10 protein-coding genes are annotated in these 14,869 nt (G+C 48.4%); all 10 read left to right on the forward strand.

What is annotated here, in order from left to right; all coding sequences use genetic code 11:
- The first annotated feature begins 382 nt into the window (after nucleotides 1–382).
- Nucleotides 383–1,708, forward strand: coding sequence for a citrate (Si)-synthase, eukaryotic (locus tag ICL55_RS24840; protein WP_188102541.1), 1,326 nt, complete (start codon nucleotides 383–385; stop codon nucleotides 1,706–1,708).
- A gap of 143 nt (nucleotides 1,709–1,851) precedes the next feature.
- On the forward strand, nucleotides 1,852–3,930 hold the full coding sequence (gene recG, locus ICL55_RS24845; protein ID WP_343067881.1) for an ATP-dependent DNA helicase RecG: 2,079 nt from the start codon (nucleotides 1,852–1,854) through the stop codon (nucleotides 3,928–3,930).
- 164 nt (nucleotides 3,931–4,094) lie between these two features.
- Nucleotides 4,095–7,757, forward strand: coding sequence for a T9SS type B sorting domain-containing protein (locus tag ICL55_RS24850; RefSeq protein ID WP_188102543.1), 3,663 nt, complete (start codon nucleotides 4,095–4,097; stop codon nucleotides 7,755–7,757).
- A 6-nt stretch (nucleotides 7,758–7,763) separates the two neighbouring features.
- Nucleotides 7,764–8,789, forward strand: coding sequence for a PorP/SprF family type IX secretion system membrane protein (locus ICL55_RS24855; protein ID WP_188102545.1), 1,026 nt, complete (start codon nucleotides 7,764–7,766; stop codon nucleotides 8,787–8,789).
- A gap of 77 nt (nucleotides 8,790–8,866) precedes the next feature.
- Entirely contained in the window at nucleotides 8,867–9,448 is a 582-nt protein-coding gene (locus ICL55_RS24860; RefSeq protein ID WP_188102547.1) for a hypothetical protein, read from the forward strand.
- Nucleotides 9,449–9,601: 153 nt separating this feature from the next.
- A complete protein-coding gene (locus ICL55_RS24865) occupies nucleotides 9,602–10,279 on the forward strand; it encodes a phosphonatase-like hydrolase (protein ID WP_188102548.1) in 678 nt (225 codons plus the stop codon).
- Nucleotides 10,280–10,299: 20 nt separating this feature from the next.
- Nucleotides 10,300–11,430, forward strand: coding sequence for a TIGR03364 family FAD-dependent oxidoreductase (locus tag ICL55_RS24870; RefSeq protein WP_223151585.1), 1,131 nt, complete (start codon nucleotides 10,300–10,302; stop codon nucleotides 11,428–11,430).
- A gap of 439 nt (nucleotides 11,431–11,869) precedes the next feature.
- Nucleotides 11,870–12,568, forward strand: a complete 699-nt coding sequence (locus ICL55_RS24875; protein ID WP_188102550.1) for an LOG family protein — start codon at nucleotides 11,870–11,872, stop codon at nucleotides 12,566–12,568.
- Nucleotides 12,569–12,696: 128 nt separating this feature from the next.
- On the forward strand, nucleotides 12,697–13,335 hold the full coding sequence (locus ICL55_RS24880; protein ID WP_188102552.1) for an O-methyltransferase: 639 nt from the start codon (nucleotides 12,697–12,699) through the stop codon (nucleotides 13,333–13,335).
- A gap of 39 nt (nucleotides 13,336–13,374) precedes the next feature.
- Nucleotides 13,375–14,862 carry a glucosaminidase domain-containing protein gene (locus tag ICL55_RS24885; RefSeq protein ID WP_188102554.1) on the forward strand — a complete coding sequence of 496 codons (1,488 nt, stop codon included), beginning with the start codon at nucleotides 13,375–13,377 and terminating at the stop codon, nucleotides 14,860–14,862.
- The last annotated feature ends 7 nt before the right edge of the window (nucleotides 14,863–14,869 follow it).

Consider the following 14,869-nt stretch of genomic DNA (forward strand, 5'->3'; position numbering starts at 1 on the left):
TTTTATCATGAGCGCAAAAAAAACTGTTTTATTTTCTCTCTGCGTTATAACGGCGTCCCAATTTTGTTTCGATAAACAAAAATTGTCCAATCTGATATACGAAAATGAAATTTTAAGGCCGATGCTTTCAGTATTTTCAATTCATTCTGAAAAAATTTACATTTCTTTAACGTCGATTTAGTATGGTTTATTTTGTATTTATAAGTGATTGATTTGTATATATGTTATATCCATGTGTTGTTACCTGACCTTCTTGTTCTTCGCGGTTGATTTGCTTATTAAATTGACATTAAATACTGCTAAATGGTGGTAACTTCGTTAACAAATCATTACTTTTGACAATTGATCGATTTTGTTTCATTTTATAAACAATAGCAGTAAAATGGGGTACATAAAAGAAAAGTTCAAGGTTAAAGCAGATGATCTTAACGTTGAAGTAAAGGACCTGGTAAAGAACCACGGCACAAAAAAAATTGAAGACGTAACGTTGGCGCAGGTTTATCAGGGTATGCGCGGTATTACCGGCATTGTAACGGAGACTTCCCTGCTGGATGCAAATGAAGGTATTCGTTTTCGCGGATATTCCATTCCGGAACTGAGGGAGCATTTACCCAAAGCGCCAGGTGGTGCTGAACCACTGCCGGAAGGGCTGTTTTATCTGATGTTGATTGGGGAGCTGCCAAGTGAAGCAGATGTTCAGTATATATCCAGCATGTGGGGGCGTCGTTCTCATGTACCCAATCACGTATTTGATGCTATTGAGGCATTGCCTATTACTACTCACCCGATGACGATGTTTACTGTAGGTATTATGGCGCTGCAAACGGAATCTGCTTTTGCAAAAGCCTATGCTGAAGGTATCAATAAAAAAGACTACTGGAGCTACATGTATGAAGACACGATGAACCTCATCGCCCGTCTTCCCCGTATCGCTGCTTACATTTACCGTCGCAAATACAAAGGCGGCCAGCATATCCAGCCTAACGGCATGCTGGACTGGGCGGGTAACTTCGCACACATGCTGGGTTACTCCGACGAAGGCTTCAAAGAGCTGATGCGCCTTTATATGGTGATTCACGCCGACCACGAAGGTGGTAACGTGAGCGCACACACGACGCATCTCGTTGGTTCTGCACTGAGTGACGCTTACCTGTCTTTCGCTGCCGGTATGAACGGCCTGGCAGGTCCGCTGCACGGCCTGGCCAACCAGGAAGTGATCAAATGGATCCTTGCTATGCGCGAAGAACTGGGTGGTGGCATGCCTACCAAAGAACAGATCGAAGCGTACGTACGCAAAACCCTGTCTGAAGGTAAAGTAGTGCCAGGCTACGGTCACGCTGTACTGCGTAAAACCGACCCCCGCTTCACCGCTCAGATGGAATTTGCTAAAAAGCACCTGCCTAACGATGAACTGGTGAAAATTGTGTGGACAGTATACGAAACCGTACCGCCGATTTTACAGGACCTGGGCAAAGTGAAAAACCCATGGCCTAACGTAGATGCACACTCCGGCGCATTGCTGGTACATTACGGCATGGTAGAATATGAATTCTACACCGTACTGTTTGGCGTATCCCGCGCACTGGGCGTACTGGCTTCCCTCTGCTGGGACAGAGGTCTGGGACTCTCCCTCGAAAGACCTAAATCCGTTACTACTGAATGGATGAAACAGTTCGTAGAAGGAAAAGTAACTGCTGACGCAGAATAATTCAGGATACTGACCGAAAATAGAAGATTAGCGAAGATGAAAGCTTTAGCAGCTTTTATCTTCGCTAATCTTTTTAAATTATCTTCGTGGCTCATTAAAACCGGTTTAATATTTCAACTTTCACACCCATATTATCCAATCCGATAGAATATCTCAAAGGCGTAGGTCCGCAGAAAGGAGAGCTGCTGCGCAAAGAGGTCGGCATACACACGTTCGGCGATCTGTTGCAGTATTTCCCTTTCCGGTACGTAGATCGCACCAAGATAGACAAGATAGCTTCCCTGAGCGGCTATGAGGATTTTGTGCAGATACGCGGACGTATCCTGCGCATGGAAGTGGTGGGGGAGAACAGAGGGAAACGACTGGTGGCCACCTTTAAAGACGAAACCGGTGTCATTGAACTGGTGTGGTTCCAGGGATGGCAATGGATGCAGAAATCCCTGCGTGAAAATGTAGCCTATCTGGTATATGGCCGTATCTCCGTATTCAACGGCGTACCGCAGCTGGCGCATCCGGAAATGGACCTGCTCACGGAAGAGATCGCGTCAGGAAAACAATACCTGGAACCGGTGTATTCCACCACTGAAAAACTGAAAGCCCGCGGACTAACGGCAAAGGCTATTGGAAAATTGACGAAGGCATTGCTCGAACAAATGTCGCCTGCAGAAGTAAGGGAAAATATTCCGGTGGAAGTATTACAGCAATACCGGCTGATGCCCCGCTCCAGAGCCTATTTCAAGATACACCTGCCCGGCAATGAAGACGAAGCACATCAGGCCCAGCGCCGCCTGAAATTTGAAGAGCTGTTCATTGCACAGATCAGAATATGCCGGCTTAAAATTAAACGGCAAAAGTTATCGCACGGCTACGTGTTTGGCGCCGTGGGAGAGTCTTTCAATGAATTTTACAATAACCATCTGCCTTTTGATCTCACCGGCGCACAGAAACGGGTACTGAAGGAAATCCGCATGGACACTGTACATGGCCGTCAGATGAACCGTCTGTTACAGGGAGACGTGGGCAGTGGTAAAACCATGGTGGCCCTGTTGACCATGTTGCTCGCTAAAGACAACGGTTTTCAGGCCTGCCTCATGGCGCCTACGGAGATCCTGGCGCAACAACACTATAAAGGGCTGGCAGAACTGCTGCAGCACATGCCTGTGAAAATAGCACTGCTGACAGGCAGCATCAAAGGCAAAGCCCGTAAACAAATACTGGCCGGCGTGGCCGACGGCAGCATCCACTTCCTGGTAGGCACTCATGCCCTGCTGGAAAAAGAGGTGGTATTTCAAAATCTCGGCATGGCTATCGTAGACGAACAGCACCGTTTTGGTGTGGCCCAACGGGCACGGCTATGGGAAAAAAATACCATTCCGCCGCATATCCTCGTTATGACGGCAACGCCTATACCGCGTACGCTCGCCATGACTATCTACGGTGATCTCGATGTGTCGGTGATCGACGAAATGCCTCCCGGAAGAAAACCCATCACCACGGTCCACCGCACAGAGTTCCAGCGCCCGCAGGTGATGAACTTTATCAAAGATGAACTAAAAAAAGGCCGGCAGGCTTATATCGTATATCCGCTCATCGAAGACAGCGAGAAACTGGATTACGAAAACCTGATGAAAGGGTATGAGGAAGTGAAAGCATTTTTCCCCGAACCGCAGTTTTACATCAGTATGGTGCATGGCCGCCAGCCGGCAGAAATGCGGGAAACCAACATGCAGCGTTTCGTTTCCGGCGATACCCACATCATGGTGGCCACTACGGTGATCGAAGTAGGCGTGAACGTGCCCAATGCCTCTGTGATGGTGATTGAAAGCACGGAACGTTTCGGCCTCTCGCAGCTGCATCAGCTCCGGGGCCGCGTAGGACGCGGCGCTGAACAGTCTTTCTGCATTCTGATGACAGGCAGCAAACTGGGACAGGTATCCAAAGAACGCATCAATGTAATGGTACAAACCAACAATGGTTTTATCATCTCGGAAAAAGACATGGAACTGCGTGGGCCGGGCGATATCGAAGGTACCCGCCAAAGCGGGATACTGGATTTCAAACTGGCGGATATCGTGCAGGACAGGGCCGTGCTCGAAGCCGCACGCGCCAGCGCCGAAAAAATATTATCAGAAGACCCTGATCTCGTCCTCCCTGAAAATCAAGGCTTAAAAGAATATTTAGCCCTTCAGCGCGGGAAATCTCAATGGAGTAAAATTTCCTGACGTTTTTAACGTTTATTAATTTATACCGTCTGAATATATGATATAATCCCTAAAACATATCGTCAGGACAGCGGTATTATATCTTGTGCCCGTAACAATTTAATGGGCTTCTGCGTTTATAGATGTATATTGGTTTTTTTAGCATTAAAATAAATCTTATCCCGTTGAAATTTACCCTCCCGAGCGGCCTTATTGGAATGATGATCCTCCTGTTGTTTACCGGTTTCATTGCCCGGGGGCAACAGTCAACCAATTTCACCCCATTGAACTTTATCGAAAATAAAGGCCAGTGGGACCCTCAGGTCCTGTTTAAATCAGACGTGGGCACCGCCGATATATGGCTGAGAAAAACAGGCTTCACTTTCATGTTGTACAACAAGGATGACATGCATGACCTGTACGAATATATGCATGGACATGGCGAAGCTGCTGATTCCGGCGCAGTGGTGGTGCCGAAAAATAGTATCGCCGGTAAAGCTGCCGCAGCTGCCGGAAGCGGAGAGCCCTCACCAGGAAGGCCACGCCGGTTGCCGGATGTAAGAGGTCACGCATATCAGGTTAATTTCATCGGCGCCAACGAGAACCCCGAAATCATCCCGGAAAAGGCGCAGGAATCACTCAGCAATTATTTCATCGGCAACGACAGATCTAAATGGGCTTCCAATGTGAAATCCTATCAGGGGCTGTTGTATAAATCATTGTACCCGGGCATTGATGCACATGTATACTCCGATGCTTCCCAACTGAAATATGATATCATTGTGGCGCCAGGCGCCAACCCTGACAAAGTACAGTTATCATACGAAGGCGCCGGCAGCATGGAAATCAAAAAAGGACAACTACTGGTACATACCACTGTAGGCGATGTGATTGAGCAATTGCCTTATGCTTATCAGTACGTTAATAACCAACGGGTGTCAGTAAAAGTATCCTATCGCCTGAATGGTAACAAGGTAGGATTTAAAATCTCCGGTGAATACGATCCTGCTTATCCGCTGGTGATAGATCCGGTATATGTATTCTCCACTGTTTCCGGTTCCCGTGCAGACAACTGGGGGTTTACCGCTACCTATGACGATGCGGGCAACTTCTATGGCGGCGGCATTGTATTCGGTGCTGGCTATCCTACTACTACCGGTGCTTATAAGACAGCATTCAATGGCGGGACCTTCGATATTGGTATCTCCAAATTCAACCCTAACGGTACCCGGTTGATTTACGCTACCTATATTGGCGGCGATGGCCAGGAGCAGCCACACAGCTTATTTGTAGACAAACAGGGCAATCTGGTCATTTCCGGCAGAACTACTTCCGCCAATTATCCTTATGATAAAGTGGAAGGTACCAATCGTGGCGGATGGGATATCGTAGTCACTAAACTTAACGCTACCGGCAGCGGTCTGATCGGATCATTGATCATTGCCGGCAGCTCAGATGACGGCGTTAATATGCGGGAAAACCGCGCAGGTGGTGACTGGGTACTGCTGCGTAACTACGGTGATGACGCACGCAGCGAAGTAGTGATTGACGATGCCGGTTATATCTACGTGGCCGGCTGTACCCGTTCCGGCGACTTCCCGGTAACAGCAGGCGTTTTCCAGGGGACCTTCGGCGGTGCTCAGGATGGCGTGGTGATGAAGATCAACCCGCTGTGCCAGGCTTTGGTATGGGCCAGCTATCTCGGGGGCTCGGCAGAAGATGCTGCATACGTGATTGCACTCAATAAACTCAACACCTTATACGTAGCAGGTGGTACGGCCAGCAGCAACTTTACGGTTACTCCCGGCGCCATTTATCCTGCTTACCGCGGCGGCGTATGCGATGGTTTTATTACCCACATCACCAACGACGGAACAAAAATATTGCAGAGCACTTACCTCGGGTCAGACGATCCGTCGGCTGATCAGGTATATGGTATACAAATGGACAAGAACGGATTTGTATACGCCATGGGAACCACAGAAGGAACATGGCCCATCAAATTGCTCAACCCCGGTGACTACAACGATAACTCACTGCAATATATCGTGAAGTTGCAGCCCGATCTGAGTGCCTTTGTTTATTCTACCACCTTCGGTAAGCGGCGACAGCTGGCTTCTACGCCGTCGATCTCTCCTACTGCTTTTCTGGTGGACCGTTGCGAAAACGTATATGTGTCCGGCTGGGGCGGAGGTATCAATAACTCATTGCACTACCCGAACTCCGGTACCTTCGGTTTGCCGGCAAAAAATCCTATTCAGAGTTCTACTGACGGCATGGATTTCTACTTCTTTGTGTTGCAGCGTGATGCGGCCGCGCAGTTGTTTGGCAGCTGGTTTGGCGGCAACGGTCTGTATGAACACGTAGATGGTGGTACCAGCCGCTTTGATCGCAACGGTGTGATCTATCAGGGCATCTGTGCATGGTGTAATGTAAGCGCGAACGGTAGCAAGCCCCGTTATCCCACTACGCCGGGCGCTTATTCCAGCACGCCGCCACAGGCATGTAACTATGGCGCTTTAAAAATTGCTTTTAACCTGGATGGGGTGAAAGCGGGTATTAAAACACTGAACCGCAGATCGAATTTCTGTGTGCCCAGTGAAATTACTTTTGTGGACACTACCCGTCTGCCGGCTGAAAGATGGGAGTGGCATTTCCCGGATGGGACCGTGGTGAATGGAAAAGATACTATTAAACATACTTTCAATCAGGTAGGCACTTTTACCGTTATGCTGGTAAAAGTTGACCGCGCGAGCTGTAACGGCGCAGATACTGCGTACATCGATGTGAAGCTGGGTAACAACGAAGCAAAATTTGATTTCGATGCGCAAAGGCAACCGCCCTGTGCAGACCTGGCCTATATCTTCACCAGCAATGCCACACCTGCCGGAGCATTCCGTGATAGTTCCTTTATCTTCGATCTGGGTGATGGATCTAAGCCGGAATATGTAGGGCCGTCTAAATTCCCCTATACACATAAGTTTGCCGCGCCGGGTGTTTACAATGTAAGCCTCACGCTGGTAGACAGTAACTTCTGTAATGCGCCGGAGACCATTACTAAACCATTACGTGTGGCCGTTAACGTTACTGCGCAGTTTACAATGCCGGATACAATTTGCGTAGGCACAGAATTGCAGCTGGATAATACCACGCTGGGTGGAGACAGTTTCCTGTGGACATTTGAAGATAACGGCGAGCAGTCTACCGAACCATATCCGTTACACAAATTCAATGTGCCCGGACTGTGGAAAGTGAAGCTGGTGGCATTGGATGAAAACACCTGTAACAAGAAAGACAGCATTACCAAACAGGTACTGGTGGCCGCGCCACCGATTGCTGATTTCGACTTTAATCCTACCAAAGCTACTGAGAATACACCCGTTACTTTCACCAACCAGACGCAGGGACAAGAACCGCTGCATTTCCTGTGGAACTTCGGTGACGGCGATACGACCTCTGTGCGCAACCCGCAACACCAGTACCTCAAAACCGGTACTTATAACGTGTGTCTCACGGCTGCTAATCAGGAGGGATGTACCCATACTGTCTGCAAACAGGTGAGTGCTATCGTGGTACCGTTGTTTGACGTGCCTTCGGCGTTTTCTCCCAACAACGACGGCATAAACGATGTATTTTATGTGAAGTCTTTTGGTGCGACTAAGTTTAACCTCAAGATATTTAATCGCTGGGGACAGTTGATTTTTGAAAGTTCTGACCCCAGAATAGGCTGGGATGGCCGGTTTAAGGGAGCGGTGCAACCAATGGATGCATATGCCTACGTGGTAAGCCTCGAGTTTACAGACGGTACCAAGGCCAATAAGACAGGAAATGTAACCTTGTTAAGATGATGAGTCATGAAGAAGCTGATTGTTAACATCACCGCAGGTTGGGTGATTGTAATGTTGATCACGGTAAGCGTGTCCGCCCAGGACCTGCACTTTTCGCAATATTACAATTCACCGTTAACCACCAACCCTGCTAATACCGGTTTTATCCCCGACGGAAATTTCCGGGTGGGGGCCAATTATCGCGACCAATGGAGCAGTATCCCGGTGCCTTACCGGACCATGTCGGTATATGGTGATTTCCAGCTGTTGAGCGACCGGCTCATTTACGGATGGCTGGGCGTAGGCGGCGTTATTCTTCGTGATGTGGCAGGTAGTGGAAACTTGTCCTCTACCAAAGGCTATGCCTCTATAGCCTACCATCAGCTGCTGGGCGAAAGCAGCCTGTTGTCAATGGGCTTTCAGGCCGGTTCCGCCGGTAAACGGGTGGATATCACCAAGCTGACTTTCGGTGATCAGTGGAACGGGAAATTTTTCGATTCCCAGGTGCCCACAGCAGAACCTTTTACCCAGTCGAGCGTGAATTATTTCGATATGAATGTGGGAATGAATTATGCTTATTTTCCTACAGAAAACCTGTATATCAATACCGGTTTCGCTGTGCAACATATCAATACGCCACGGGAAACTTTCTATAACGGCGATAACAAAGTGCCCCGCCGGTATACCGGTTTTCTGAATGCCAGTATCAAAACAAGTGATGTGTTGATCCTCAACCCCAGCGCGTATTACTCCCGGCAGGCCAGCACCAGCGAGTTGGTGATAGGGTTCAATGCAGCCTACAACCTCTCCGGTGATGGTAATAAACAGGTATCGGGTGGTATTTACTACCGCGCCAAAGATGCCGCTATGTTTATGGTAGGTTATCAGTTGAGTAATATTAAACTCCAGTTCAGTTACGATGTGACCACTTCTAACCTGGCTGTGTCCAACAGCAGGAGAGGAGCTTATGAAATAGGCCTGGTTTACAGTGGATTATACTCCAACCGTAGTTTTACAAATGCAAAAAAATCTACTATCTGTCCATCTTTCTAAAGAGAAACAGTAAATGGTTATTTTTGCCCCGGAAACAAGCTATCACCCCTAACATTAGTTAACATAACAAACCAGGTATGAAACGTTTATTCATAGGTATCTGCCTTCTCATTTCCGCCCAGCTGGCGCATGCACAGTATTATAAAACAGACACCAGTGCGCCGCGCGGTTTCGACCGTTCCCGATTGATACTGGGAGGTTCGCTGGGTATGGTTTTCGGCGATTATACCAATGTGGAGATTTCCCCACTGGTTGGTTACCGCTTCAATGATTACATTGCTGCCGGTATCAACGTAAACGCGCAGTACGGGCAATTTAAAAGCTACGATGGTTACGGCTCTGTGGCCCAGCGTGATAAGTACACCATCTTTGGCGGTGGCGTGTGGGGCCGCGTATATCCTATCCCGATGCTGTTTGTGCATATTCAGCCGGAATATAACCACATCACCCAGAAATCAACCGTGTATTATACAAATCCTAAAAGTGATTTCAGCACCAGCTACACAGTGCCCAGCCTGTTGGTGGGCGCCGGGTATACCCAGAGCGTAGGTGGCCGGGTAGGTATCGGTATTTCTATCATGTATGATGTCATTCAGGATAACCGCTCCCCCTACCGCAATAACCTGATTTACCGTGTAGGCGCCGGTTTGGGCTTCTGATCTGCCCCCGAAAATATTTTTATATGACCCGTCTGGCAATGGTCGGACGGGTTTTTTTATGTCTCCCCATGTTACCTCCTTGTTAAATTTGTTTATAAATGCTAAACTTATTTTTACAACTTTTATACCTTTGTTCCATCAATTTTTAAAGAGATGGAGATTAAATTAGCTGTTTTTGATATTGCGGGCACCACGCTGCACGACGAGGCCAATGTGGCCAAAGTATTGCAAAAGGCCATTCAACTGGCCGGTGTGCATGTATCCCTGGAAGAAGTCAACGAAGTAATGGGGTATGCCAAACCTTATGCGATCCGTTATTTGCTGCAACAGAAGAACGATGCGCGGTATGCAGACCATGATTTTATCAACGAATTGCACACCCGGTTTGTGGAAGACATGAAAGCGCACTATGCTACAGATACCTCCGTGAGGGAGAAGCAGGGCGTATCCGCGGTGTTCGCAGCATTGCGGCAGAAAGGGATTAAAATAGCGCTGGACACCGGTTTCGACCGTGACATTACCAATGTGATCCTCCAAAGGACCGGCTGGCAGCAGCAGGGCCTGATCGATGCGGTAACCACCAGTGATGAGGTGCCTTATGGCCGTCCTTATCCTTATATGATTTATCGGATCATGGAAACGCTGGAAGTGCGTAGCATCGCAGAAGTGATGAAAGTGGGCGATACTATCTCTGATCTGGAAGAAGGTACCAATGCAGGTTGCCGTTATGTGGTAGGGGTTACTACCGGCGCTTATAGCAAAGAAGAGCTGGAGAAAGGTCCGCATACCCACCTGGTAGCTTCTCTCGATGAACTGTTATCTATTTTATAAACTCTTGCTCAATAGCGATCATGCAACAACAACAAGCGGATGTAGCGGTAGTAGGCGCCGGCATCGTAGGACTGGCCATGGCGTACAAACTGGCGTCCAAAGGGAAAAAAGTAGTTTTATTTGAAAGAAACAGCAGGGCCATCAGCGCTTCCATCCGCAATTTCGGACTGGTATGGCCTATCGGTCAACGAGCAGGCAAAATGTACCAGCGTGCGATGCATAGCCGTAGCGTATGGAAAGAACTGGCGGCAGCTACAGGGCTGCAGTGCCAGGAAACCGGTTCCCTGCACCTGGTGTATGAAAAAGATGAACTGGCCGTACTGGAAGAGTTTGCAGCGGCAGCACCCGCCAATGGCTTTGACTGTCAGCTGATAGCACCGGAAAATATCGGTCAATATACCCGGGCCATCAAAACGGAAGGCTTGCAGGGCGCACTCTGGAGCCCTACGGAGATGACGGTTAACCCGCGGCAGGCCAGTGCTGCCATCGCGCGACACCTCGAAGAGCAAATGAACGTCACCGTGCGTTTTAATACAGCCGTTAACGGTATCAGCATGCCTTATATCGAAACCAAAGATGAAAAGTGGAAGGTAGACCAGGTATATGTTTGCAGCGGAGCCGATTTTGAAACACTGTATCCCGCAGCATATGCGGCGGCGCCACTCACCAAGTGCAAACTGCAAATGATGCGCACCATCCCGCAGCCGGGCAACTGGCAGCTGGGGCCCGCATTGTGTGCTGGCCTTACATTGGCCCACTACGCTTCTTTCAATGACTGTGCTGCACTGGTACCGCTGAAACAACGGTTCGCAGAAGAGATGCCGGAGTATGTAAAATGGGGCATCCACCTGCTGATTTCCCAGAACGGTGCCGGTGAACTGACCATCGGTGATTCACATGAATATGGTCCGGACTTCGAACCATTTGATAAAGCATTTATCAATGACCTCATCCTGAAGTACATGCACACCTTCCTGGAGGCGCCTGCTTACACTATTCAGGAGCAATGGCACGGGATTTATCCTAAACTGACTAATGGTGGCACAGAACTGATACTGACCCCTGAAAAGGACGTTACTATCGTGAATGCCCTCAGCGGAGCTGGTATGACGCTGTCATTCGGCCTGGCAGAGGAGCTGACGAGCATTTAGATATTTTGATATGTAAATATTTAAAAAGGGAGAACTATTTCGTATAGGCGAAATAGTTCTCCCTTTTTAAATATCTAAAACAGCCTAAACCAAATATCTAAATATCAAAATAACAAAATCCCAAAATGATTAGGATTTTGTACGAATTATTAATAAATTAAATGCAGATCAAACGTTATGAAAACAATGCCACGACGATGGCCTTATATTGTGCTGAAACTTATTCACCATATTGTATCACCCAACTTTAGCAACGTTTCTGCAGCCAGGTTTTAACAACATGGCTGCATGTTCATAACGTGTTAAATGTAAAGCGGGTTTCTTTTAAGTTACCTGCTTTTATTACTTTATATGCCAAAAAGCCAATAATTCTATAAATTACAGGGTGTCCCTGCCCGTAAGTAGAGGATCGCATTTTTTTACAAAAAAAAGCATCGGCATGAATGGTAATTTAAAAAACCTCAAGGAAAGAGACTGGACAGAAACAAGAGCGCATTCCAGCTGGCAGATATTCAAGATCATGGCGGAATTCGTAGAAGGCTTTGAATCACTTGCTAAAATAGGCCCCTGTATATCTATATTCGGATCTGCCCGCACCAAGCAGGGCAACCGTTACTACGAACTGGCACAGGAAATTGCACGCAGACTGGCAGAAGAAGGTTTTGGTATTATTACCGGCGGCGGTCCAGGTGTGATGGAAGCGGCCAATAAGGGTGCACAGGCTGCACATGGAAAATCTGTAGGTGCCAATATTACCCTGCCACACGAGCAGAACCCCAACGACTTTATTGATCCTGATAAACGGCTCAACTTCGATTATTTCTTCGTTCGTAAAGTAATGTTCACCAAATATTCCCAGGGATTTGTGATGATGCCTGGCGGGTTCGGCACCATGGATGAATTTTTTGAAGTGGCCACCCTGATCCAGACCAAGAAGATGGAAGAAACCCCCATGGTACTCGTAGGCCGCGAATACTGGAGCGGTCTGCTGGAATGGATACGTACCGTCATGATGGAAAAGGAAAGCAATATTAACCCGCAGGACCTTGGCCTGTTAAAGCTTTTCGATACTGCCGACGAAGTAGTGGAATATTTCCGCGTGTTTTACACTACCAATAAACTCAGACCTAACTTTTAATACGGCCGCGCCCGTCTGGCGCGGATATACCTGCCCGTTAGCCGGAAGAATAAATTCCGGCCGGGCAACGTTATGTTGATGGGTGTCGCCGCAACCGGTTTTTTCATAGCTTTGCAGAAATTTTATATATGGAGCTCATACCGGCAGTTGAGGCATATGCTGAGAAATACACCAGCCCGGAAAATCCGCTGTTGTACAAGTTGAACCGTGAAACGCATCTGAAAGTGGAATTGCCGCATATGTTAAGTGGCCATGTACAGGGAAAATTCCTGGAAATGGTCAGCCGTATGTTGCAGCCCCGCCGGATACTGGAACTGGGCACGTATACAGGATATTCCGCCATCTGCCTGGCAGCAGGCCTGCCCGATGACGGTATATTACATACCATCGATATTAACGAAGAACTGGAAACCCTTTGTCATCAATATTTTGAGGCATCCGGGTATGCTGATAAAATAAAAATGCACATCGGAAAAGCAGCCGAAGTGATGACATCACTGGATGAAGTGTTTGATTTAGTGTTTATTGATGCTGATAAAGCCGGTTACGTGCATTATTACGATCTGGTTTGGGAAAAACTGCGCCCCGGCGGATTTATTCTGGCTGACAATGTATTGTACCACGGACAGGTACTACAGCCGGAAAATGAGCAGGGTAGCCAGGCTAAAGCCATGGTCAGATTTTGTGAGAAAGTGCTGGCAGACGACCGCGCAGAACAGGTGTTACTCACCATCCGCGACGGTATCCTGCTGATCAGGAAGAAATAAACCAGCACCTACACCCATGCCCATTAAATTCGATTATACATGCAAGTAAGAAAATTTTTGTTGGTAGTCAGTTTTCTTATTGGCTGCATGCCTCTGCTGAAGGCACAAAAAATGACGACCCAGCAATACATCGCTACTTACAAGAGTATTGCTGTGGAGGAAATGCGCCGCACAGGCGTGCCCGCAGCCATCAAACTGGCGCAGGGCATCGTGGAAACCCAATCCGGCAACGGGACCCTCTGTTTACAATCCAACAACCACTTCGGTATCAAATGTAAAAATACCTGGACCGGCAAAACCATCCGCTACGATGATGATGCCGCACAGGAATGTTTCCGCGTATATGATAATGCCAGGGATTCGTACCGTGACCACTCCGACTTCCTGCGTAGCAATCCACGCTACGCTTTCCTGTTCCAGTTTGATGGTGATGACTATAAATCCTGGGCTTTCGGACTGAAACAGGCAGGATACGCCACCAATAAAACCTATCCACAGCAGCTGATCAAGGTAATTGAAGATTACAACCTGCAGCAATACACGCTGATCGCGATGGGTAAGGCCGCTCCCGAACAGGAGTACAATGAGGAAAAACCGCCTGTGTACGCGGGCAACAACGGTCGCCCGGATAACCGCCCAACACCTTCCAGGCCCCAGCCCGGCGGCGGTAAACCCACAGCTGGCAATTATCCCAAAGGCGTGTTTGAAATCAATGGTCGCCGCGTAGTATTTGTGAAAGCCGGTACCTCTCTGATACAACTGGCCAGCAAACATGATATCCGACTGAGCAAACTGGTTCGCTTTAACGATCTTGATAATGACAACCCTCCCCGTAAAGACATGTTTATCTTCCTGCAGAAGAAAGGTAAAAGAGGTAGTAAGGAATTCCATCAGGTAGGCAATGGAGAAACCATGCACGATGTTGCACAGGCAGAAGGTATCCGGTTAAGATGGCTGCGCCGCCGTAATAAAATGCATGAAGGGGAAGAACCCGCTGCCGGTCAGCGCCTCGCGCTCGAAGGTTTTGCCTCCGGCACCCCTGCACTGGCAAAAAATACCCGCATTGTGAGAGAAGAAGACCAGGAGCCACCAGAAGATTTCTCTCCCCGCAAAGAAATTGAAAAAGTAAAGGAAGAAGTGGCCAAATCCACTGGCGGCGCGACTGCTGTGCCGGAATCACAGCCAGCCCGCCCACAGCAGGGCGGCGTTCCTGCCGGTATGGTGGACGACCTGAAGAAAGTAGGCGACGTGGGTGGCAATGGTACCGCCAAAAACACGACACCAGCGCCCCAACCTCCGGTATATAAGCCCGCTCCTGCTCCTGCTCCGGCCACACAGCCTCCTGTCTATAAACCGGCACCCCCGGCATCAGCCGGCACGGGCGCCAGATACCACGAAGTACAGCCAAAAGAAACACTGTACGGTATCTCTAAAATGTACAACAAGTCTGTAACCCAGTTACAGGAATGGAATAATTTGCAGGGCTTCGATATCAAAATTGGACAGCGCCTGTTGGTGAATAAATAAGCAGTAA

It is taken from the genome of Chitinophaga varians, assembly GCF_014529945.1.
Lineage (GTDB): Bacteria > Bacteroidota > Bacteroidia > Chitinophagales > Chitinophagaceae > Chitinophaga > Chitinophaga varians.

Excerpts from the sequence above, each read along its gene's own strand:
- ICL55_RS24840 (WP_188102541.1), top strand. The coding sequence starts at position 383 with ATGGGGTACATAAAAGAAAAGTTCAAGGTTAAAGCAGATGATCTTAAC.
- ICL55_RS24855 (WP_188102545.1), top strand. The coding sequence starts at position 7,764 with ATGAAGAAGCTGATTGTTAACATCACCGCAGGTTGGGTGATTGTAATG.
- ICL55_RS24860 (WP_188102547.1), top strand. The coding sequence starts at position 8,867 with ATGAAACGTTTATTCATAGGTATCTGCCTTCTCATTTCCGCCCAGCTG.
- ICL55_RS24865 (WP_188102548.1), top strand. The coding sequence starts at position 9,602 with ATGGAGATTAAATTAGCTGTTTTTGATATTGCGGGCACCACGCTGCAC.
- ICL55_RS24870 (WP_223151585.1), top strand. The coding sequence starts at position 10,300 with ATGCAACAACAACAAGCGGATGTAGCGGTAGTAGGCGCCGGCATCGTA.
- ICL55_RS24875 (WP_188102550.1), top strand. The coding sequence starts at position 11,870 with ATGAATGGTAATTTAAAAAACCTCAAGGAAAGAGACTGGACAGAAACA.
- ICL55_RS24880 (WP_188102552.1), top strand. The coding sequence starts at position 12,697 with ATGGAGCTCATACCGGCAGTTGAGGCATATGCTGAGAAATACACCAGC.
- ICL55_RS24885 (WP_188102554.1), top strand. The coding sequence starts at position 13,375 with ATGCAAGTAAGAAAATTTTTGTTGGTAGTCAGTTTTCTTATTGGCTGC.